At 70.4% G+C, this 20,140-nt stretch carries 20 protein-coding genes and 1 tRNA gene; 6 read left to right on the top strand and 15 right to left on the bottom strand.

The window, feature by feature from the left end; genetic code table 11:
• The first annotated feature begins 16 nt into the window (after positions 1-16).
• Positions 17-967 carry an ABC transporter ATP-binding protein gene (locus ACZ4EG_RS01665; protein WP_467789159.1) on the top strand — a complete coding sequence of 317 codons (951 nt, stop codon included), beginning with the start codon at positions 17-19 and terminating at the stop codon, positions 965-967.
• 33 nt (positions 968-1,000) lie between these two features.
• Here the strand turns inward: ACZ4EG_RS01665 and ACZ4EG_RS01660 are convergent, their stop codons facing one another.
• From ACZ4EG_RS01660 to ACZ4EG_RS01630, 7 genes are all read right to left on the bottom strand, one after another.
• On the bottom strand, positions 1,001-1,702 hold the full coding sequence (locus tag ACZ4EG_RS01660; protein ID WP_453552502.1) for a DUF8010 domain-containing protein: 702 nt from the start codon (positions 1,700-1,702) through the stop codon (positions 1,001-1,003).
• Positions 1,699-2,124 (bottom strand): acyl-CoA thioesterase, encoded by a 426-nt coding sequence (locus ACZ4EG_RS01655; protein WP_390706675.1) that lies wholly within the window; start codon positions 2,122-2,124, stop codon positions 1,699-1,701. Before ACZ4EG_RS01655 ends, ACZ4EG_RS01660 begins: the two co-directional genes overlap by 4 nt.
• A gap of 2 nt (positions 2,125-2,126) precedes the next feature.
• Positions 2,127-3,791 (bottom strand): energy-dependent translational throttle protein EttA, encoded by a 1,665-nt coding sequence (gene ettA / locus ACZ4EG_RS01650; RefSeq protein ID WP_453552504.1) that lies wholly within the window; start codon positions 3,789-3,791, stop codon positions 2,127-2,129.
• Between the two features lie 250 nt (positions 3,792-4,041).
• A complete protein-coding gene (locus ACZ4EG_RS01645) occupies positions 4,042-5,466 on the bottom strand; it encodes a Cys-Gln thioester bond-forming surface protein (RefSeq protein WP_467789158.1) in 1,425 nt (474 codons plus the stop codon).
• A 260-nt stretch (positions 5,467-5,726) separates the two neighbouring features.
• Positions 5,727-6,197 (bottom strand): single-stranded DNA-binding protein, encoded by a 471-nt coding sequence (locus ACZ4EG_RS01640; RefSeq protein ID WP_453552508.1) that lies wholly within the window; start codon positions 6,195-6,197, stop codon positions 5,727-5,729.
• Between the two features lie 218 nt (positions 6,198-6,415).
• The gene (locus ACZ4EG_RS01635) at positions 6,416-8,416 is read right to left on the bottom strand and encodes a YfjP family GTPase (RefSeq protein WP_467789157.1); all 2,001 of its coding nucleotides are present in this window, start codon (positions 8,414-8,416) and stop codon (positions 6,416-6,418) included.
• Positions 8,417-8,419: 3 nt separating this feature from the next.
• Entirely contained in the window at positions 8,420-10,027 is a 1,608-nt protein-coding gene (locus ACZ4EG_RS01630; protein ID WP_467789156.1) for a dynamin family protein, read from the bottom strand.
• Positions 10,028-10,347: 320 nt separating this feature from the next.
• Between ACZ4EG_RS01630 and ACZ4EG_RS01625 the strand changes: the two genes are divergently transcribed.
• The 3 genes from ACZ4EG_RS01625 to ACZ4EG_RS01615 all read left to right on the top strand — a co-directional run bounded on the left by ACZ4EG_RS01625 (position 10,348) and on the right by ACZ4EG_RS01615 (position 12,293).
• Positions 10,348-10,420 (top strand) — tRNA-Arg (locus ACZ4EG_RS01625).
• 151 nt (positions 10,421-10,571) lie between these two features.
• Entirely contained in the window at positions 10,572-11,282 is a 711-nt protein-coding gene (locus tag ACZ4EG_RS01620; protein WP_467789155.1) for a TetR/AcrR family transcriptional regulator, read from the top strand.
• Between the two features lie 51 nt (positions 11,283-11,333).
• Positions 11,334-12,293 (top strand): D-2-hydroxyacid dehydrogenase family protein, encoded by a 960-nt coding sequence (locus ACZ4EG_RS01615; protein WP_467789154.1) that lies wholly within the window; start codon positions 11,334-11,336, stop codon positions 12,291-12,293.
• A gap of 7 nt (positions 12,294-12,300) precedes the next feature.
• Here the strand turns inward: ACZ4EG_RS01615 and ACZ4EG_RS01610 are convergent, their stop codons facing one another.
• The 7 genes from ACZ4EG_RS01610 to ACZ4EG_RS01580 form a co-directional block, all read right to left on the bottom strand.
• Complete coding sequence (locus tag ACZ4EG_RS01610; protein WP_453552516.1) at positions 12,301-12,885, bottom strand: vitamin K epoxide reductase family protein; 585 nt, start codon at positions 12,883-12,885, stop codon at positions 12,301-12,303.
• Entirely contained in the window at positions 12,885-13,385 is a 501-nt protein-coding gene (locus tag ACZ4EG_RS01605) for a DUF5949 family protein (RefSeq protein WP_453552517.1), read from the bottom strand. Before ACZ4EG_RS01605 ends, ACZ4EG_RS01610 begins: the two co-directional genes overlap by 1 nt.
• Before the next feature lie 208 nt (positions 13,386-13,593).
• Positions 13,594-13,884, bottom strand: coding sequence for a hypothetical protein (locus ACZ4EG_RS01600; RefSeq protein ID WP_390706685.1), 291 nt, complete (start codon positions 13,882-13,884; stop codon positions 13,594-13,596).
• A 213-nt stretch (positions 13,885-14,097) separates the two neighbouring features.
• Complete coding sequence (locus ACZ4EG_RS01595) at positions 14,098-14,337, bottom strand: chaplin (protein ID WP_316754238.1); 240 nt, start codon at positions 14,335-14,337, stop codon at positions 14,098-14,100.
• Positions 14,338-14,718: 381 nt separating this feature from the next.
• Positions 14,719-15,786, bottom strand: a complete 1,068-nt coding sequence (locus tag ACZ4EG_RS01590; protein ID WP_467789153.1) for a chaplin — start codon at positions 15,784-15,786, stop codon at positions 14,719-14,721.
• A 169-nt stretch (positions 15,787-15,955) separates the two neighbouring features.
• Positions 15,956-16,183 (bottom strand): chaplin, encoded by a 228-nt coding sequence (locus tag ACZ4EG_RS01585; protein ID WP_390706687.1) that lies wholly within the window; start codon positions 16,181-16,183, stop codon positions 15,956-15,958.
• A gap of 209 nt (positions 16,184-16,392) precedes the next feature.
• On the bottom strand, positions 16,393-16,803 hold the full coding sequence (locus ACZ4EG_RS01580; RefSeq protein ID WP_363295252.1) for a rodlin: 411 nt from the start codon (positions 16,801-16,803) through the stop codon (positions 16,393-16,395).
• A gap of 221 nt (positions 16,804-17,024) precedes the next feature.
• Here ACZ4EG_RS01580 and ACZ4EG_RS01575 point away from each other — a divergent pair, with 221 nt between their 5' ends.
• Together ACZ4EG_RS01575 and ACZ4EG_RS01570 are read left to right on the top strand one after the other, a co-directional pair.
• Positions 17,025-17,435, top strand: a complete 411-nt coding sequence (locus tag ACZ4EG_RS01575) for a rodlin (RefSeq protein ID WP_363295253.1) — start codon at positions 17,025-17,027, stop codon at positions 17,433-17,435.
• A gap of 224 nt (positions 17,436-17,659) precedes the next feature.
• Positions 17,660-18,067, top strand: coding sequence for a rodlin (locus ACZ4EG_RS01570; RefSeq protein WP_363295254.1), 408 nt, complete (start codon positions 17,660-17,662; stop codon positions 18,065-18,067).
• A 71-nt stretch (positions 18,068-18,138) separates the two neighbouring features.
• Here ACZ4EG_RS01570 and ACZ4EG_RS01565 read toward each other — a convergent pair whose 3' ends face one another.
• Positions 18,139-20,058: an AMP-dependent synthetase/ligase gene (locus tag ACZ4EG_RS01565; RefSeq protein WP_467789152.1), complete on the bottom strand. Its 1,920-nt coding sequence runs from the start codon at positions 20,056-20,058 to the stop codon at positions 18,139-18,141.
• Positions 20,059-20,140: the final 82 nt, after the last annotated feature.

Genomic DNA, 20,140 nt, shown 5'->3' with positions numbered 1-20,140 from the left:
CCGTCCAGGAGAATCGATGACGACCAACCCCACCCTTGCCGATCTCGCCGACCGGGCCGCCGAGGCCCGCAACCGCCCGGCCTACGGCCATGACGCCCTGATCACCTGCGACCGTCTCGTCCGGATCTTCTCCACCGCCGGCGTGGAGGTGCAGGCGCTCCAGGGCCTGGATCTCCTGGTCCGCGAAGGAGAGTTGATGGCCCTGGTCGGTGCCTCCGGCAGCGGCAAGTCCACGCTCATGAACATCCTCGCGGGACTCGACACCCCCACGGCCGGGTCGGCCAAGGTCGCGGGCCGGGATCTGCTCGCCATGACCCCCAAGGACCGGCTGGCCTACCGTCGCGAGGCCGTCGGCTTCGTCTGGCAGCAGACCTCCCGCAATCTGCTCCCCTATCTGACCGCGGCCCAGAACGTCGCCCTCCCGCTCCAGCTGTCCGGCACCCGCACACCCCGCCGTGCCCGGTCCGAACGCGCCCTGGCGCTCCTGGAGCTGCTGGGGGTCGCCGACTGCCGCGACCGCCGCCCGCGCGAGATGTCCGGCGGGCAGCAGCAGCGCGTCGCCATCGCCGTGGCCCTTTCCGGCTCCCCCGCGGTGCTGCTGGCCGACGAGCCGACGGGTGAGCTGGACTCCCACACGGCCGCGCAGATCTTCGACGCCTTCCGCAGGGCGAACGAGCAACTGGGCACCACCGTCGTGATCGTCACCCATGACCAGGCGGTGGCCGGAGAGGTCCGCCGCACGGTCGCCATCCGCGACGGCCGCACCTCCACGGAGGTCCTGCGCCGCAGCGAGGTCGACGCCACGACCGGCCACGAGACGGTGGTCGCCCGCGAGTACGCCATGCTCGACCGCGCCGGTCGCCTCCAGTTGCCCGCCGAGTACACCCGGGCCCTCGGCATGCGCGACCGCGTCGCCCTGGAGCTGGAACCGGACCACATCGGAGTGTGGCCGGACGACAGCGAATGATCACCGGCCGGAGCGGAGGGCGGTGAGCGCCGCTCAGCGGACGCTGACGTCCAGCGCGCCGAGTCCCGCCCTGCGCACGGCGATCGAACCGTAGGGCGTGCGCAGCCTCAGCCACGCGCTGGAGGAGAGGAGCGCCAGTGACGGCTCGCCGGTCGGGTGCGCGGTGCCCGGCGGGGTGGGCGTTCGCAGGAATCCCAGCGACTGGGCCGCGTGCACGGCCCGTACCGGCAGAGGGGTCTCGCCGACCGTGCGGGACCAGATCTCCCGTCCGACCCGGTCGAGTTCGGCGCGCGTACGCCGCTCCGGCGCCAACTCCTGTGTACGGGACCGGAATTCGGCGACCGCCGCACCGACCATGGCACGCAGGGCCTCCGGTGCCGGCAGCCCGGGCTCGGCGCGCCAGCCGCCGCGCGGCGGAAGGACTCCCGCCCACGGCGGCCCGGTCACCGCGGCCGGGACGGCGGCCGTGGCCGCCGACTCGTCCACGGACTCCAGGAACTCACCGGCGGACACGGTCACGTCGAGCGTGGCGTCGAGCCCGTTCTCGTACGGCTTCGCCAGCCGCACCGCGCGGATCGCCAGCACCTCGAAGGACGGCGGCCGCCCGAACACGGCGAGCGTCTTCCCCGCCGCCTGGAGGCGTACCGCCGCTCCACGGTCGTAGTGGAGCAGCCGGGAGAGGAAAGCCGCGAGGTCCGCCGCTTCCCCCTCGTCGGCGAGGTGGAGCACCGTCATGCGGCGACGGCCTCCTCCTCGCTGTCGGCGGCCTTGTCGTCCGTGTACTCCTGGAGGAACTCCCGCTCCTCCGCGGTGATCCGGCGCGGCCTCTGCGCCTGGAAGTCGAACGGCACGATCACCGTGGACGCCCGGACGTACACCAGGTCGTCGTCCTTCACCTCGTAGGTGAGGGTGAAGGACGCCGCCCTGATCTCCGTGACCCACAGCTCGATGACCACCGGCGCGTGCCGGTGGACGAGCTGCCGCTTGTAGTCGATCTCGTGGCGCGCCACCACGGACCCCTGCTTGAAGTCCTTCTCCGGGCGGAACAGGAAGTCGATACGGGCTTCCTCCAGATAGCGAAGGAACACCACGTTGTTGACGTGGCCGTACGCGTCCATGTCCGCCCAGCGCAGCGGGCAGTGGTAGATGTGCCGCAAGGTCAGCCCCGGGTCAGCTTCTTGTAGGTGGCGCGGTGCGGACGTGCGGCGTCCGGTCCGAGCCGCTCGATCTTGTTCTTCTCGTACGACTCGAAGTTGCCCTCGAACCAGAACCACCGGGACTCGCCCTCGTAGGCGAGGATGTGCGTGGCGACGCGGTCGAGGAACCACCGGTCGTGGGATACGACCACGGCGCAGCCCGGGAATTCGAGCAGGGCGTTCTCGAGGCTCGACAGGGTCTCGACGTCGAGGTCGTTGGTCGGCTCGTCGAGGAGCAGCAGGTTGCCGCCCTGCTTCAGGGTGAGCGCCAGGTTGAGACGGTTGCGCTCACCGCCGGAGAGGATGCCGGCCGGCTTCTGCTGGTCCGGGCCCTTGAAGCCGAAGGCGGAGACATAGGCGCGCGAGGGCATCTCGACCTGGCCGACGTTGATGTAGTCGAGTCCGTCGGACACGACCTCCCACAGCGTCTTCTTGGGGTCGATGTTGGAGCGGCCCTGGTCGACGTAGGAGATCTTGACGGTCTCGCCGACCTTGATGTCGCCGGCGTCCGGCGTCTCCAGGCCCTGGATCATCTTGAACAGCGTGGTCTTGCCGGCGCCGTTCGGGCCGATCACGCCGACGATGCCGTTGCGCGGCAGGGTGAAGGACAGGCCGTCGACGAGGATCTTCTCGCCGAAGCCCTTGTGGAGGTCGTTCACCTCGACCACGACGTTGCCCAGACGCGGGCCCGGCGGGATCTGGATCTCCTCGAAGTCCAGCTTCCGCATCTTGTCCGCCTCGGCCGCCATCTCCTCGTACCGCGCGAGGCGGGCCTTGGACTTGGCCTGGCGGCCCTTGGCGTTGGAGCGCACCCACTCCAGCTCTTCCTTGAGGCGCTTCTGCCGCTTGGCGTCCTTCTGGCCCTCGACCTTGAGACGGGTCGACTTGGTCTCCAGGTACGTGGAGTAGTTGCCCTCGTACGGGTAGGCGCGGCCGCGGTCGAGTTCGAGGATCCACTCGGCGACGTTGTCCAGGAAGTACCGGTCGTGGGTGATCGCCACAACGGTGCCCGCGTACTTGGCGAGGTGCTGCTCCAGCCAGTTCACCGACTCGGCGTCGAGGTGGTTGGTGGGCTCGTCGAGGAGCAGCAGGTCGGGCTGCTCCAGCAGGAGCTTGCACAGGGCGACGCGGCGGCGCTCACCACCGGAGAGGTTGGTGACGGCCCAGTCGCCGGGCGGGCAGCCCAGGGCGTCCATGGCCTGCTCCAGCTGGGCGTCGAGGTCCCAGGCGTTGGCGTGGTCGAGCTCCTCCTGGAGCTTGCCCATCTCGTCGAGCAGCGCGTCCGAGTAGTCGGTCGCCATGAGCTCGGCGATCTCGTTGAACCGGTCGAGCTTGCCCTTGATCTCGGCGACACCCTCCTGGACGTTCTCCAGGACGGTCTTCTCCTCGTTCAGCGGGGGCTCCTGGAGCAGGATGCCGACGCTGTAGCCGGGCGAGAGGTAGGCGTCACCGTTGGACGGCTGCTCCAGACCAGCCATGATCTTCAGCACGGTCGACTTACCGGCACCGTTCGGACCGACGACGCCGATCTTGGCACCCGGCAGGAAGTTCAGGGTGACATCGTCGAGAATCACCTTGTCGCCGTGCGCTTTGCGCGCCTTGCGCATGGTGTAAATGAACTCAGCCAAGAGAAACCGTCCGGCAGCTTGAAATCTGGCAGTGGGCAGATACACCCCATCTTGCCGCATGGCCGGGCACCGATGAAAACCGGCTGGTGACCGTCGGTCGTCGGGGTGGGGGGGCAGGCCCGGCGCCGTGCGGGGGCGGGCCGGGGTCGTTTGTTCGGGGAGTCACCTCTTGGCCACTCACTGTTGAGTTCTCAAGGTGCTGTCATGCTCGTGCGGTGCCGCTGGTGCCGTATCGCTCGTGCCGCACGGCTCAGTCCCCCGCCGGTGTCTCCCGCTTGCGGAGCAGGACGAGGGCCGCGCCGCCGATCACGACGAGGGCGATGGCCACGCCGGCTATCACGGGGGTGGCGCTGGTGCCGCCGGTGGCGGCGAGGTTGGTGCCGCCGGAGGTGCCGCCCACCGAGGCCGGGCTCGGCTCGCTGAGCGTCTGGGTGGACTCGCCGCCCGCGCTGCCCTGGGTCTTGCAGTCGAGGACGCCGCTGAAGCGCTGCGCGAAGCCGTTCGGCCCGGTGATCGTGAAGTCGTAGGCCTGGTCCTCCTGCAGCGGGATGGTCACGGTGCGTGAGGTGCCCGCCGGGATGGAGTACTCGGTGCCCATCAGCTCGAAGGTGAAGGGCTTGTCGCCCTTGTTGGCCGCGCTGATGTCCACGCCGCCCACGGCGCAGTTCTTCCGGGCCGACAGCGCGGGTATCGCGCCCTTCTCCGCCCAGGTCGCACTGGCCGTGGCGGAGACCGTCGACTCGCTGGAGCCGGCCAGGATCTGGGTCTGGCTGCGGCTCTCGGAGGCGAAGGCGCGGCCGACCGGCACGGTGGTCGACGCCTGCACGGTCAGCTCGGCCGTGCCGTCGGCGGCATTCTCGGGGATGTCGAAGAACAGCCGGCTGCCGTCCTGCGCCGAGGTGATGACCTTGCCGGTGCCGTCGACGATCCGGACACCACTGGTGGCCGCGTTCGCCGGTGGCGTCACCGTCACCGCGCGTGCGTTGGTGTGGACGGTGACCGGTCCGACCCGGCCACCGGGGCGGCCGGAGACGGCGGGCGGGTCGAGGGTCAGCGAGGCCTTCGGCTCGGCCAGGTCGCGTGCGCTCTTCTCGAGGTAGTCGGCGAGCTTCTCGGCCTGCGGGTCGACGGCGTCGACGTGCGCTCCGTCCGAGTAGCGCCAGATGGCCACCTGGGTGCCGGCCGCGGCGTCCTGTTCGGTGAGGCCGGTGACACCTGCCCGCCCGGCGAGTGCCGCCAGGTCGTTGACCTGCGGGTAGGAGTTCTGCAGGATCCAGCGGATCTTGCCGGCGGCCTTGTTGGTGCCCAGCGAGGTGCTGCTCCAGGGCGTCTCCTGGTACTTGGCGTCCTTCTGCGTGGGGTTGTGGATGTCGACGCAGTACGTCTGCAGGGTGCCGCCGCCCTCCACCGACATCTCGAACAGGCCCGCGGCCACCTTGAGGTCGCTGCCGTCCTCGTGGACGACGGCCTCGCCGTACGTCTTCAGTCCCTCGATGGTGGCGGTCGCCCCGCCCTGGTTCTGCGGGGTCCCCTGCGCGGCGGACGCGCCGGCCCCGGCCAGCACGCCGGCGGCCACGAGCGCGGACACCAGCGTCGCGGCGGCGAGGCGGGCCGCACCTCGTCCGCGCGCGGACGGCGCGGACGTACCGCAGAGCCCAGAGAACGCAAGATGCACGGAATTCCCCTTCGAGCAGGACCCTTTGACGTGGGGGGTGCGGTCCTACCAGCAGAATCAGCAGCCCCGAGAGCTACGCCCGGCATCCTAAGGATCAGGCACACCAGCCTTGCCGGTCCTATGGTCGGATGACCGATCCGAATCGGAATCGTTATCGCGATGACGGTCTGTGAGCAGGGCTTATCGACAAATCCACCGGGTCGTTCGGAGCGCATTCGCCGATAAGCCGCAGTTCGGTCAACCGGTCGATGTGGCTGACATCACGTCACCGCGGCGGTCTCCACGTGCTGTTGTGTCTGGATGTCCCCCGACTTCCCCGCCGGTGTCTCCCAGTTGGGCTCGGGTCGCGGCGGCGCCGACGCTGCCTCGGGTTTGGCCGCGCGGCGGAAGAGCGCGGTGCCGCGCGCCAGGTCATGGCCGATCGCCACCGCGTCGATGTCCGCCGAGGCCCAGTTCGGCTGCCCCTCGCGTGTCTCCGTGCGCACCTTCAGCCTGCCCTGGACGACGACGGGTTCACCCACGTTCAGCGAGGCCGCCGCGTTGACCGCGAGCTGGCGGTTGGCCCACACCGTGAAGAAGTTGGTGTGCCCGTCCGTCCAGACGCTCTTCTCGCGGTCCCAGTAACGCGACGTCACCGCCATCCGGAAGCGCGCCGACGGCCCCGAGGGCAACTCCCGGTACACCGGCTGCGTCGCCACGTTGCCCACCACACAGAGCACCGTCTCGTTCATCGTGAATCCCTCCCTCGCCCGGGTCTTTGACGCCGGGCCGGCATGCGTACGGGCCCGTCCCGTACGGCTGCGTCTGCTGCGGCGACCGCTTTCGACCTCCGTCGCGATCGCCGCAGAGCCAGACTGCCTCCGTCGGGCCGGGCCCGCTGAGCGCTGTGGACCACCGGCCTCCTGTGGAAAACCTCGCCACCCCGACGGGTGATCCACATCCCGCGAACTCACCCCACGGCGGTTCCGGCCCTGGTCACCCGCACGTACTGCTCGCGTACCTCCCGGTACCGCAGCAGCTCCGCGGCCAGTGGATCGAGCACCCTGGCCCGGCCGCAGCCCGCGGCCGCCTCCCGCAATCGCCGCTCCGCCTCCTGGCCGTACCGCCGTGCCGGCCCGCGCGCCCCCATCCGGCAGCTCCACTCCACGAGCGGCCCACCGACGATGCCCGCCAGCATCAGCAGCACCGGCACCGCGAGGTTCGGCGCCAAGAGCCCGGCGATCTGGCCCACCAGCCACAGCCCGCCGACGACCTGAAGGATCGTCATGGACGCCTGGGCCAGCACGGCCGCCGGCCACCAGCCCGGTCGCGGCGGTCGCCCCGGCGGAAGCCCGGCCCGCGCCGCCAGGTCGTCCAGCGCCTCGGGCAGGCCCTGGGACCCCCGTACCGCCGCCTCGCGCACCGCCTGCGCCCAGGGAGCCGGCAGCCCGGCCGAGGCCCGTTCGGAGACCGTACGGACCGCCTGCTCGACGCGCTGGCGTGCCGTCGCCTCCTCGTCCGCCTGCGTACGCGGGGTCAGATGCCCGGTGGAAAACTCGCCGCGGCCCTGGTACCAGCGCCACAACCGGAGCCAGGGCGTTCCGCAGGCCCGGTTGGCGTTGCGCAGCCAGGCACGTTCGGCGGCTTCGCCCGCGGCGGTGGCGCCGACGGCCTCGGCGAGCCGGGCGGAGAACTCGTCCCGCGCCTCCTCGCTCAGCCCCGTGCGACGCCCGGTGGCGTAGACGGGCAGCAGCCGGTCCGCGGCCGAGTCCAGATCGGCCGCAATACGACGGGCCGCGACCCGACGCTGCGACACGAACTGGCCGAGCACCTCCCGCAGTTCGCCGACGCCGTCCCCGGTGAGCGCGGACAGCGCGAGCACGGTCGCGCCCGGTTCGCCGTGCTCCCCCAGGGCGATCCCGTCCTCGTCGAGCAGCCGCCGCAGGTCGCAGAGGACCTGATCGGTGGCCTCGCCGGGCAGCCGGTCGATCTGGTTGAGGGCGATGATCATGACCTCGGAGTGGCCCGCCATGGGCCGCAGATAGCGCTCGTGGAGCATGGCGTCGGCGTACTTCTCCGGGTCGACCACCCAGATGACGGCGTCGACGAGCTTCAGGATGCGGTCCACCTGCTCGCGGTGCTGTACGGCCGCCGAGTCGTGGTCGGGCAGGTCGACCAGGACGAGCCCGCGCAGCTGTGCCTCCGCCTCCGGGCTCTGTACCGGGCGCCGGCGCAGTCGTCCGGGGATGCCCAGGCGGTCGATGAGGCTCGCCGCGCCGTCGCTCCAGCTGCAGGTGATGGGAGCGGCGGTGGTCGGCCGCCGTACTCCCGTCTCCGAAATGGCCACGCCCGCGAGCGCGTTGAACAGCTGCGACTTGCCGCTGCCGGTGGCGCCCGCGATCGCGACGACGGTGTGCTCTCCGGAGAGCTTGCGGCGCGCGGTCGCCTCGTCGAGGACCCGGCCGGCCTCGGCGAGAGTCCGGCTGTCGAGGCGGGTGCGGGAGAGGCCGACCAGTTCGCGCAGGGCGTCGAGGCGGGAGCGGAGCGGGCCGTCGTACGCCAGAGAGGTCACCGGCTGTGTGCCGGGGTGACGGGTCTCGACGAGGGACGCCGGTTCAGTGGCGCCCTCGTTGACCCGCCGTGCGATGAGGCCGTCGTCCCAGACTTCGGGGGCGGTGTCGGTGCCCGCTGCCGCGGAGGTGCCCTCTTCGCAGAGGGCGTTGTCGCGTTCCTCGGTCCTGTTGTTGGTGGTGTTCTTGGCGTTCTTAGTGACGTTGGTGTTGTTGGTGCTGTTGGTGCTGTTGGTGCTGTTGGTGGCCATGGCGGCTTCGGCGTCCTCGGTGCTCGATGCCGCGTCACCGGTGTGACCGGCGTGCTCGATGCGATCCGTGTGCTCTGTGTGCCCCGTGTGCCCCCTGCGTTCAGGGTGTTCCGGGTGGTCCGTGTGGTCCTGGTCAGTGATGGCGGTCACCGGTCACCTCTCCTTCTGCAGTACGGACAGCGCGGCGATGAGTTCGGCCTGGTGTTCGGCGTGGACGTCGAGGGCGTCCAGCGGGGCGAGGCGGCGCTCGCGTTCGGTGTACATGACCCGGTCCAAGTGTTCGTTGAGCAGCCGTCCGGCGCGTTCGCGCAGCCGCATCGCGCCGTGGACACCGATCCGCTCGGCGAGTCCCTCGCCCGCGGTGCGAGCCCGGTGTGCGCCCAGCAGCGCCGTGGCGGCGAGGGCGGCGACGATCTCGGCGTCGGGTGCGAGACTCCGTTCGATCTTGCGTACTTCGTCCTCGGCGTACTCCTCGAGTTCGCGCCGCCAGCGCCGTACGGCCAGGCCGATGCGGTGCTCGGCGTTCTCCAGGGACGGGTCCCGCTCCGCGAGCCCGGGCGCGCTCGCGGCCGGCTCCCGCCGCCAGGACTGGTCGACCCGCTCGTCGGCGGCGGTGACGGCACACAGCAGCAGCGCCGCCAGGCTCTCCAGCAGGGCGTCGAGCAGTTCGCTCGCGGTGCAGTCGAGGGGAAAGGCGCGCCAGCGCTTCAGGGCGCCCCCGGCGAGTACGGCACCGGACTGCAACCGCCCCCGCACGCGCGTGTGCTCGCTGTCGTAGGCCGCCTCGACCGCGGAGGTGAGGCGCAGCGCGGCCGCGTACTGGGCGGCGGTGGCGCTGGCCAGCTCGGGCAGCCGGGCCTTCAGCGACTCCAGGACCCCGTACGCCGTACGCGCCAGGGCGTGCTGCCGGGCGCCGGGATCCTGTGCCATGTGGACGAGCCAGGTCCGCAGCGGGGCCACGGCGCTGGCCGGCAACAGTCCGCCGCCCCAGACCGATTCGGGCAGCTCAGGCACGGTGAACCGGGGTACGTGGCCGAGGCCGGCCTTGGTGAGCAGGGCGCCGTACTGGCGGGAGACCTCGGCGACGACCTGGTGCGGCACCCGGTCGAGGACGGTCACCAAGGTGACGTCGTACTCCTTGGCCGTGCGCAGCAGATGCCAGGGCACGGCGTCGGCGTAACGGGCGGCCGTGGTCACCATGACCCAGATGTCGGCGGCGCAGATCAGCTCGGCGGCGAGGACGCGGTTCTCGGCGACGAGGGAGTCGACGTCGGGCGCGTCGAGCAGGGCGAGCCCGCGCGGGAGGCTCTCCGCGGTCTCGATCCGCAGCACGCGCGCGGGGTCCTCACCCGGGAGGAGCGGGTCGTCCCCCGGTTCCTGCTGGGGCACCCACACGCGCGTGAGGTCGGGCAGCACCCGCATGCCGCTGAACCAGTGATGGTCCTCCGGATGGCACACCAGTACAGGTGTCCGGGTCGTCGGCCGCAGCACGCCCGCTTCGCTGACCCGCCGCCCCACGAGGGAGTTGACGAGGGTCGACTTGCCGGCCCCCGTGGATCCCCCGACAACGGCCAGCAATGGCGCTTCAGGTTCTCTCAATCGGGGCACCAAATAGTCGTCGAGCTGTGCGAGCAGTTCGTCGCGGTTGGCACGCGCGCGTGGGGCCCCCGCCAGAGGCAGCGGGAAGCGTGCGGCGGCGACACGGTCGCGCAGGGCGGAGAGTGTGTCGAGCAGCTGAGGCCGTACGTCCAAGGTCACCACATGCGAAGAATGCCCAATTTTGGGGGAATTCTGAAGCATATAGACATGTCTGCGCGCCGACGGGACACATCGGACGGAAGGGATGACTGGGACGCGGGCACAGTCCAGGCATAACGAGTGCACAACACCCAGTGCGCGAGACGCCAAAAGCGGTGCACGATTCGTACCTGCCTGCGATTATCAGGACCGCTTCACCGAACCTCCACATTGAGCCACGGAGGCGAAGCAACAGGGACATGGATCCAGGAGCTCTATCCTTGTCCCCGGCAACGTCACGGATCAGCCCACACCCGGGCAGCACGTACGAGGCCACCACACCGGCCCCCGTAGCTCAGTGGATAGAGCAGGCGCCTTCTAAGCGCTTGGCCGCAGGTTCGAGTCCTGCCGGGGGCGCCGAGTCTCCGCCCTCCCCCGGGAGGGCGTTTTTGCTGTTCAGGGTAGGTTTTCACACGGTACGACGAAGCCGCGCGAGCACACGAGCCGACGTGCACGGAGTGCGGTGCGGACTCGAACACTGTTTAAGTCCGTCGGCTACGCTGACTCCATGCCGCGGGAAACGTTGAATCGCGATCAAATCGTCGAAGCCGCGATCGAGCTCCTCGACGACGAGGGGGTCGAGGGTCTGAGCATGCGGCGCCTCGGCAAGCGGCTGAATTCGGCCGCGACGGCCATGTACTGGCACGTCGGCAGCAAGGAGAACCTGGTGGTGCTCGCCGCCGACCGGGTCTGGGGCGAGATCGAGCTGCTCGACCCCGTCCGGACCGGCTGGCGGACCGCCGCACGCGCGCTGGTCCAGGACACGTACGCAATGGTCCAGCGTCACCCCTGGTTGGTCGCGGCGATCAGCACGTACTTCGTGCACGGCCCCGGCATGGCCCGCTTCCAGAACCACTCGTACGCCGTCTACGAGGCGGCCGGGTTCAAGGGACGCGACCTCGACTGGGCCGTGAACACCGCCTTCACCTTCGTCGCGGGCACCGCCCTGCTCGACGCCACCCACGTCGCCGCGGCCAAGGCCAAGGCCTCCGACCCCGGGGACCGGGCGGACGAGATCGCCGCCCAGTACCCCCGGCTGTGCGAGCGCACGGCAGTGCTGAGCGGGGCCGACGCCGCCGAACTGCTCAGCCAGAGCTTCGCCTTCGGCCTCGACACCATCCTCGACGGCCTGGAGGCCCGGCTGCGCGGCGAGGGCAGCGCGGCCGGGGTTTCTTCGACCGCCGGCACCTCCAACGCCGTACCGGGCTTGCTCCCCTGACTGCCCCCAGGGCCCGCCGAGTACAGTCGCCGACGAGGAGGGCGAGACGACGTGCGACTTCGCTGTGCGGTGCTGGACGACTTCCAGGGTGTGGCCACCGGGTCGGCCGACTGGTCGGTGATCAAGCAAAAGGTGGAGGTCGTCGCGCTGCGCGAGCACATCGCCGATGAGGACGGCCTCGCGGCGGCGCTCGCCGACTTCGACATCGTGGTCACCCTGCGCGAGCGCGTACCGTTCCCGGGTTCGCTCATCGCCCGGCTGCCCCGGCTGCGGCTGCTCGTCGCCTCCGGGATGCGCAACAGCGTCATCGACTATGCCGCCGCCGAGGCGCACGGCGTCACCGTGTGCGGCACCACGAGTTCCTCGACCCCACCGGTCGAACTGACCTGGGCGCTGCTGCTCGGGCTCGCCCGCGGCATCGTGGAGGAGAGCAACTCGCTTCGCTCCGGCGGCCCTTGGCAGTCCACCGTCGGTGCCGACCTGCACGGTCGGCGGCTCGGTCTGCTCGGGCTCGGCAAGATCGGCAGCAAGGTGGCACAGATCGGGCTCGCCTTCGGCATGCAGGTCAGCGCCTGGAGCCGGAACCTCACCAAGGAGCGCGCCGACGAGGTGGGCGTGGACCTGGCCCCCTCGCTGGCGGACCTCCTGGCCACCAGCGACTTCGTCTCCGTCCATCTGGCCCTCGGCGACCGCACCCGCGGTCTGCTCGGTCCGGCCGAACTCGCCCTGCTGAAGCCGACCGCCTACCTGGTCAACACCTCCCGCGCGGCGATCGTCGACCAGGACGCGCTGCTGGCCGTGCTCCACGGGGGCCGTATCGCCGGCGCCGCCGTCGATGTCTTCGACATCGAGCCGCTGCCCGCCGACCACCCGATGCGCACCGCGCCCCGTCTCCTGGCCACTCCCCACCTCGGCTATGTCTCGCGGGACAACTACGCCGCCTACTACGGCCAGGCGGTCGAGAACATCCGCGCGTACCTGGCGGGTTCACCGGTACGACGACTGCCCTGAGGCGGCATCAGCTCGTCCAGAAGTCCCACCAGCGGGTGAGGATCAGCATGCCGACGATGCCGATGTGCAGCACCGGCAGCACCCAGGTGAACTCGGCGAGGAAGGCCTTCAACGCATCGGGGGCGGGCAAGAAGCCGTTGAGCACGTTGAAGGACGTCACGTACCAGAACATGATGATCGTCGCGATCCAGGCCAGACAGCACCACAGGCACAGCGCGTTGATCCGGTACAGCGACTCGAACTGCAGCCACGACACGAACCCGATGCCGAACAGGCACCCGGCCGCGAAGGTCAGCCAGTACCAGCCGGGGAACACGGCCCCGGCCAGCAGGCTCATGCCGACACAGATCACGATGCCGTAGGCCACCAGGCCCAGCATCGGGTTGGGGAAGCCGAAGGCCGCGGCCTGAGCGCTCTTCATCACGCTGCCGCAGGACACCACCGGGTTCAGGCTGCACCCCGGGACGAAGGCCGGGTTCTCCAGCAGTTTGAACTTGTCGAGGGTGATGATCCAGGAGGCCAGGAGCCCGGCCGCCCCCGTGAGCACCAGCATCAGCGCGAAGGCGCGGCCGGTGCCCGCCGTCCGCCGCATCAGCCGCGCAGGCTGCGGGCCGGCAGGAGGACGTGCGCGGCGGCGTTCAGGGTCTCCTCGGCGCCGGCGAACGCGATCAGCGCCTCCGGGGCGACCGGCTCACCGGGACGGGCCCCGGGCCACGGGCGGGTGGTGAACACCAGGTGGGCGTGGCCGCGTCCGGCGACCGCCGCGAGCCACTCCGGCGGCGCGGCGCACTGGGCCCTGAACTGCGGCGTGGTGAGCACGGCCTGACCGGCCTCGACGAGCAGGGTCACCGGCAGGCCGGGCTTGTCGGCGGCGTCGACCAGGTCCCCGCCGGCCCGCAGGCCGTTGAGCGCCAGCAGCCGCTCGATCGCCGCCGCGGTCGCCGCCGGGCCGCCCTGCGCGTCACCGAGGGAGTAGACCAGCAGGTACGGCATGTCGGTTCCGTCGGGGCCCGGGCCGCTCCATGGGAGTACGACGAGGGTGCCGACGTCGGCGACGCGGAAGGAGCGCGTTGCGCTTGAGGTTGAGGTCACCGCGCGACCATATCCATGGGCCGGCGGGCGGCCGGACGCGTCATCACCCGACCGGCGGATACCGCTGGGGGCCTCCACACGAACGAGGGACGCCTCTTGACGTCCCTCGCCGTCGCTCAAGCGTCCCTCGTCGTCTCTCAAACGTCCCCCGCCGTTCCCCGCCGTTCCCCGTCGTCCCTCGACGCCCCTCGAACGCCCGACGTGCGGGTCAGCTCTGCAGCGGCAGACCGCCCAGCAGCGGGCTGTGCTGGTTGACGGCACCGGTCACGCCCTTCACCGCGTTGAGCACAGAGCCCTTGTTCTCGCTGTCGAGGGCGTCCGACTGATGCTGCAGCGGCATCACGTCGTTCAGCTCCAGAGGACCCTTGGTGAGCGTGTTCACGCCGCCGTTGAGGCTGGTGGGCGTGAGGTCGGCGGTGCTGTGGGCGAACGCGGGCGCCGCGGCGCCGGCGAGGGCCAGGGAACCGGCAACGACAGCGGCAGCCTTCAGGGACTTCATCGTGTTCCTTTCTCGGCGACTCACGTCACCTCGGGTGAGTCCGACGCCGTGTGCAACGAGTTCCGGCCGGGGCGGAAACCCCGTGCGCGGAAGACATACGAAATCTCCGCCGGAGTACGGCCGTCAGCGCCCCGGTGCAGGCAGACGCAAGCCGGCCGCCCTCCCGCGGGGAAACCGCGGACGGACGGCCGGCCGAAGGGGTGTGCTGCGACGTCAGCCGTTGGTGCAGGCGTTGCCGAACGACGGGTTCAGCAGGGCGACCACGTCAACGGTGTTGCCGCAGACGTTGACCGGCACGTGGACCGGAACCTGGATGACGTTGCCCGACAGCACTCCCGGCGAGTTGCTGGCGGTGCCTTGCGCGCCACTGTCGGCAGCGGCGATACCGGCACCGCCGGCAACGGCAGCGGCAGCGGCGGTGGTCAGAACCAGGCCCTTCGCGATACGCGACATGGAGAGGTGCTCCTTGGGGTCGAGACAAACATCCGGACGGGGATGCCCGGCGTTGTGTCAACGCGTGGCTCTCCCGCGAGTTGTGCCCCCAAAGGGGTGATCCGAGAAGTGAGTCACCATCTTCACGAATCAGACACAGACGCCTGATTTATCTGGGATTAGTACGGATAGCGGCCGGAGTTGTGGGACAACGCCCGCCACACGAACCCGTGCTCCACCTGCGCATGACAAGCAAGCACAAACGCAGCACAAACGCAGCACAAACGCCGCACGCACGGCGGCGGCCCGTCACGGCCGACACGCACGTGCGCGAGGGACCGGCGCCGAAGCGCGCGCTGAAAAACACGGGTGCCGGGCGATGGCTGCCCGGCACCCGGAGAACTACCGACGGGACGTGGCTCGGCCTCGCCGGTACAGGATCGTCCCGCCCATGACCAACGCCAGGCTGGCGGCGGAGGCCGCAAGCGTGGCCTCCGTACCGGTGCGCGCCAGTTGGGGCGGCGCTGCCTGGTCGTCACTGCCGGGGGTGGTGAGGGGCGTCGCCGCCGGCGTGGCGGTACGCGGTGGCGTGACGGTACGCGGCGGGGTCACCGGCGTCGTCGTACGCGGCGGAGTCACGGTCGGCGTGCCCGGGGGCGTCACCGGCGGGGTCACGGGAGGCGTGACCGGCGGCGTGACCGGCGGCGTCACGGGCGGCGTGGTCGTGCCCGGCGGGGTGACCGGCGGCGTCGTCGTACCCGGCGGGGTCACGGGCGGCGTCGTCGTACCCGGCGGGGTGACCGGCGGCCTCGTCGTACCCGGCGGGGTGACCGGCGGTCTCGCCGTACCCGGCGGGGTCACCGGCGTATTGGTCCTGCCCGGCGGAGTGGCGGTGTTGGCACAGCCGTTTCCGAAGACGGGGTTGAGTACGCCGATCACGTTCGCGGAGTTGCCGCACACGTTCACCGGTACGTCCACCGGCACCTGCGCGGTGTTGCCGGAGCCCACGCCGGGCGAGTCCGTCGAGGTGCCGGACGCCGACGCGCCGGTGGTGGCGCTGCCGGAGCCCGACGTGTTCGCACACGAGTTGCCGAATGCCGGGTTCAACAGGCTGGCGACATCAACGGAGTTGCCGCACGCGTTCACCGGCACATGCACCGGCGCCTGGACGGTGTTGCCGGACGCGACTCCGGGCGAGTTCGCCGTGGAGCCGGTGGCCGACGCACCGGTGGTGCCGGCGGTACCGGAGCCCGAGGTGTTCGCGCACGAATTGCCGAACGCCGGGTTCAACGCTCCGACGACGTCAACGGAGTTGCCGCACGCGTTCACCGGCACATGCACCGGTACCTGGACGGTGTTGCCGGACGCGACTCCGGGCGAGTCCTTGGCGGACCCGTTCGCACCCGTGTCGGCCAGCGCGACGCCGCCGCACAGGGACACGATGCTCGTCGCGGCGGCAGCCGCGACCATTCCCTTACTCAGGGTCTGTCGCAATCTCGTTGATCTTCCTGCTTGAAGAATTGGGAGACCGGCCTCGGAGCGAGTGAACCCAAGGATCGAGGGATCGAAAGATCGAGGGATCGAACGGTCCAAGGCCGGCCGTAACGCGGCCGGGTGGCCGGCGCGTTGCGTTACGTCGTCACTGGTTGCTGCAGGCGTTGCCCGACGCCGGGTTCAGCAGACCGACGACGTTCAGCGAGTTGCCGCACACGTTGACCGGGATGTGCACGGGGACCTGGATGACGTTGCCGGACAGGACGCCCGGGCTCCCGGTGGCCGAGCCGGAGGCGCCGGAGTCGGCGAACGCCGGGACGGCCGCGCCGAGAGCCAGGACGATACCGGCGGCGACGACAGTGGTCTTCTTCATGAACTTTCCCTTCTCTGCGGTCATGCCTATGACGGCCGAAACCGAGCGAGCACAACTTGTACGGCTCGCACCATGACCGACAGGCTGTAGAACGAGGGATAGACGGTCGAAGAAACTGCGGAACGCGCGGCACCCAGGAATTCACCCTAACGCCCTTACAGAATTGACAAAGCGTTAGTGAAACGCTCTTCCTGGGCGGCGGGAAATTCTCAGCTGTTGCCGGTGCCGTTGGCGGACAGCGCCGAGATGTCGTCCGCGATGTGCGACAGCGCCTCGTCGCCCTTGGCCTGCGTCGAGTTCTCGGCGCACTGCTGGTTCTGGGGCGTCGCCAGGACGTTGACGTCCTGGACGGCGACCGGGACGAGGCCGACGAGCGAGCCCGCGTTGGCCTTGGCCGGCAGGCCGACACAGAGCTTGTTCAGCGACCCCTGGACCGCCGAGAGCTGCGGGCTCATGGCGCCGCCGGTGGCCGAGTTGCCGAACGACTGCGTGGCGCCGACGCCGCTGGCGGAGGTGGTGCCCGTGTCGTTGCCGGTGGCAAGCGCCTCGGGAGCCGCTGCCGCCGACGCACCGACGACGGATGCGGCGACAGCCGCCGCGGCCATTGCCTTCTTGAGCATTTCGCTTTCCTTTCCTGTCCTGGCTCCTCGCCAAGACGCACGTTCCTGCCTCCACTTCAACCGGGAGCGCCGTGAATGGTTGCGGCCCGTCACCCGAACGGACCTGTTTGGCGCATTGAATTCGTTTGGGCCGACCGGGTGAATTGCAGCAACCATGCGACCCGGTGCCAGTTGAAGCAGGGCGCTCCGGTGGACGGGGTTTCTCCAGAAGGGAACTGCAAGTGATCAAGAAGGTTCTGGCCTCCGCAGCGGTCGCCGCTTCCGTCGTGGGTGCCTCGGCCGCCGCCGCCTCACCCGCGCTCGCGACCGGCAACGACACGGGCACCACCTCCGCCAGCGGCGTCGGGGCCGCCCAGTCGTTCGGCAATTCGGCCACGTACGGCAACATGAGCCCCCAGATGGCGCTCATCCAGGGCTCCCTCAACAAGCCCTGCGTCGGTCTGCCCGCCAAGGCGAACGTCGGCTCGCTCGTCGGCCTCGTCCCGGTCGCGGTTCAGGACGTCAACGTCCTGTCGTCCCCGCAGAACCAGCAGTGTGTCGAGAACTCGACCCAGGCCAAGGGCGACGAGCCGCTGTCGCACATCCTGGACGACATCTCGGCGCTGTCCGCCAACGGCACGGGCAACAGCTGATCGGACGCTTCCCGGACCCCCTTCCGGGTTGTCACCAGCGGGCCGCCGAGTTTTCGGCGGCCCGCTGGCTTACGTTGCGTCACGCCCAGGGGACACGGGGGCGCCTTTTCCCATGATCGGACTGAGCTGGGCCGATCGGAGCAGCCCCCGCAACCTCAACCGCTCCGAACAGTTGACGATCATGCAGCTCCTCCCCGGAGTCCGCTTTTTCGAAGGGAACGAACATGAAGAAGCTGTGGGCAACCGCGGCTGTCGCCGCCTCCGTCGCCGGTCTCGCGGGCGCGGCCGCCCCGCAGGCGCTCGCCATCGGCAACGACAACGGCACCACGTCCGCCAGCGGCACCGACGCCACGTCGATGTTCGGCAACTCGGCCACCGCCGGCGACATGAGCCCGCAGCTGTCGCTGGTCCAGGGATCGCTGAACAAGCCCTGCGTCGGTCTGCCCGCCAAGGTGAACGCGGGTTCCCTGGTCGGCGCCATCCCGGTCGCCGTGCAGGACATCAACGTCCTTTCCTCCCCGCAGAACCAGCAGTGCGTCGAGAACTCGACCCAGGCCAAGGGCGACGAGCCGCTGTCGCACGTCCTGGACGACATCTCGGCCCTGTCCGGCAACGGCACCAGCAACGGCTGAGCCTGCGCTCCGCCTCGGCGGGTCACCGGTCCCTTCCGGTGGCCCGCCGTTCGCGTGTCACGGGCGGCGTGTCACGGGCGGTAGATCGACTCGATCTGCTCCGCGAACGCGGCCGTCACCGCGTGCCGTTTGACCTTGAGGGACGGTGTCAGCATCCCGTTGTCCTCGCTGAACTCCCCCTCGACCAGGGCGAAGGCGCGGATGGACTCGGCGCGCGAGACGGCCTCGTTGGCGTAGTCGACGGCCTTTTGCACATCGTCGCGCAGCCGTGGGTCCCGGACCAGTTCGGACAGCGGGGTGTCCGCGGGCAGCTTCCGTACGGACAGCCAGTGGGCGACCGCCTCGGGGTCGAGGGTGATCAGGGCGGCGACGAAGGGACGGTTGTCGCCGACGACCAGGCACTGGCCGACCGGGGAGCGGCTGCGCAGCCGGTCCTCCAGGACGGCCGGGGAGACGTTCTTGCCGCCGGAGGTGACGAGGATGTCCTTCTTGCGGCCGGTGATGGTGAGGTAGCCGTCGTCGTCGAGGGAGCCGAGGTCGCCGGTGGCGAACCAGCCCTCCCGCAGCACCGCCTCGGTCGCGGCCGGGTCGTTCCAGTACGCCCCGAAGACCAGCCCGCCCTTGATCAGCACCTCGCCGTCCTGAGCGATGCGGACGGCCGCTCCGGGTACCGGCTGGCCGACCGTGCCGGGGCGGGGCCCCAGCGGGGGCACGATGGTGGCGGCGGCGGTGGTCTCGGTGAGGCCGTAGCCCTCGTAGACGATGATTCCGGCCGCGGAGAAGAACAGGTTGAGGTTGCGGTCGAGCGGGGAGCCGCCGCTGATGGCGTACCGCAGGCGGCCGCCGAGCTCCTTGCGGATACGGCGGTAGACCAGCAGGTCGTACAGTGCCCAGGCGGCGTACAGGCCGGGGCCGGGGCCCTTGCCGGTGCCCAGGAATCTGCGCAGATACGCCTCCCCGAAGCGCACGGCGATCCGGTCGGCGCGGTCGAAGGACGCGCCCCGGCCGATCCGCTCGGCGGTCGCGCGCCCGGCGTCGTGGATCTTCTCGAAGAGGTACGGCACCCCGACCAGGAAGGTGGGGCGGAACTCCCGCAGCGCCGGGCGGAGTTCGTCGGGCTTGACGCTGGGGAAGTGGCCGATCTCGATACGGGCCATCAGACAGGCGATCTGCAGGGTGCGGCCCATGATGTGGGCGAGCGGCAGGAAGAGCAGGGTGGAGGCGGTCTGCCCGGTGACCGCCTGGAAGACGGGGTGGAGCAGTTCGACCGTGTTCGCGGCCTCGGCGTGCAGATTGGCGTGGGTGAGGACGCAGCCCTTGGGCTTTCCGGTGGTGCCGGAGGTGTAGCAGACGGTGGCCACGGTGTCGGGGGTCAGGGTGCCGCGGCGCTTGGCGACCTCCTCGTCGGCGATGTCCCGGCCGAGGGCGGTGAGTTCGACCAGGGCGTCCGCGTCGAGCCGCCAAACGCGCGGGGGTTCGGGGTGGCCGGCGGTGCCGGTGGTGACGGTGGCCGCGTTCTCGGCTGTTTCGGCGACCACGTAGCGGGCGCCGGAGTCGCGCACGATCCACTCCACCTGCTCGGCGGAGGAGGTCGCGTAGATGGGGACGGTCTGGCCGCCGGACGCCCAGATGGCGAAGTCCAGGACGGTCCACTCGTAGCGGGTGCGGGACATGACGGCGACCCGGCCGCCCGGTTCGAGGCCCGCCGCGATCAGTCCCTTGGCCGCGTCCGTGACGTCGCGGGCGAAGGCGGCCGCCGAGACCGGGTGCCAGACGCCGCTCTCACGGCGGCGCAGGACCACGGCGCCCGGGGCCTCGGCCGCGTTGGTGAAGGGCAGGTCGGCGGTGGAGCCGGTCGTCGTGGCCGCCGCGAGCGCCGGGGTGCGGGCCTCGCGTACGACGCCGTGCTCGTCCCTGACGGTCTCGACCCGGATGCGCGCCGCCAGATCGGTGCGCCGCCGTGCCCGCTTCAAGTCCCTGCGTACGCCCATGACGGCTCCCGTCGCGGCTGTTGGCTGCCCTGCTGCCGAACGCACCTACCGGGTGGTCAACTTACTCACGCGTAAGCCTAGG

The sequence above is a fragment of the Streptomyces sp. NPDC025638 genome (genome assembly GCF_055558775.1).
This window is presented reverse-complemented; position numbering and strand designations above follow the sequence as displayed.

Bases quoted from the DNA above. Each gene is read 5' to 3' on its own strand.
- ACZ4EG_RS01665 (WP_467789159.1), top strand. From the start codon at position 17: ATGACGACCAACCCCACCCTTGCCGATCTCGCCGACCGGGCCGCCGAG.
- ACZ4EG_RS01660 (WP_453552502.1), bottom strand. From the start codon at position 1,702: ATGACGGTGCTCCACCTCGCCGACGAGGGGGAAGCGGCGGACCTCGCG.
- ACZ4EG_RS01640 (WP_453552508.1), bottom strand. From the start codon at position 6,197: ATGAACGAGACGGTGCTCTGTGTGGTGGGCAACGTGGCGACGCAGCCG.
- ACZ4EG_RS01620 (WP_467789155.1), top strand. From the start codon at position 10,572: ATGCCGCGGGAAACGTTGAATCGCGATCAAATCGTCGAAGCCGCGATC.
- ACZ4EG_RS01610 (WP_453552516.1), bottom strand. From the start codon at position 12,885: ATGCGGCGGACGGCGGGCACCGGCCGCGCCTTCGCGCTGATGCTGGTG.
- ACZ4EG_RS01600 (WP_390706685.1), bottom strand. From the start codon at position 13,884: ATGAAGTCCCTGAAGGCTGCCGCTGTCGTTGCCGGTTCCCTGGCCCTC.
- ACZ4EG_RS01595 (WP_316754238.1), bottom strand. From the start codon at position 14,337: ATGTCGCGTATCGCGAAGGGCCTGGTTCTGACCACCGCCGCTGCCGCT.
- ACZ4EG_RS01590 (WP_467789153.1), bottom strand. From the start codon at position 15,786: ATGGTCGCGGCTGCCGCCGCGACGAGCATCGTGTCCCTGTGCGGCGGC.
- ACZ4EG_RS01585 (WP_390706687.1), bottom strand. From the start codon at position 16,183: ATGAAGAAGACCACTGTCGTCGCCGCCGGTATCGTCCTGGCTCTCGGC.
- ACZ4EG_RS01580 (WP_363295252.1), bottom strand. From the start codon at position 16,803: ATGCTCAAGAAGGCAATGGCCGCGGCGGCTGTCGCCGCATCCGTCGTC.
- ACZ4EG_RS01570 (WP_363295254.1), top strand. From the start codon at position 17,660: ATGAAGAAGCTGTGGGCAACCGCGGCTGTCGCCGCCTCCGTCGCCGGT.
- ACZ4EG_RS01565 (WP_467789152.1), bottom strand. From the start codon at position 20,058: ATGGGCGTACGCAGGGACTTGAAGCGGGCACGGCGGCGCACCGATCTG.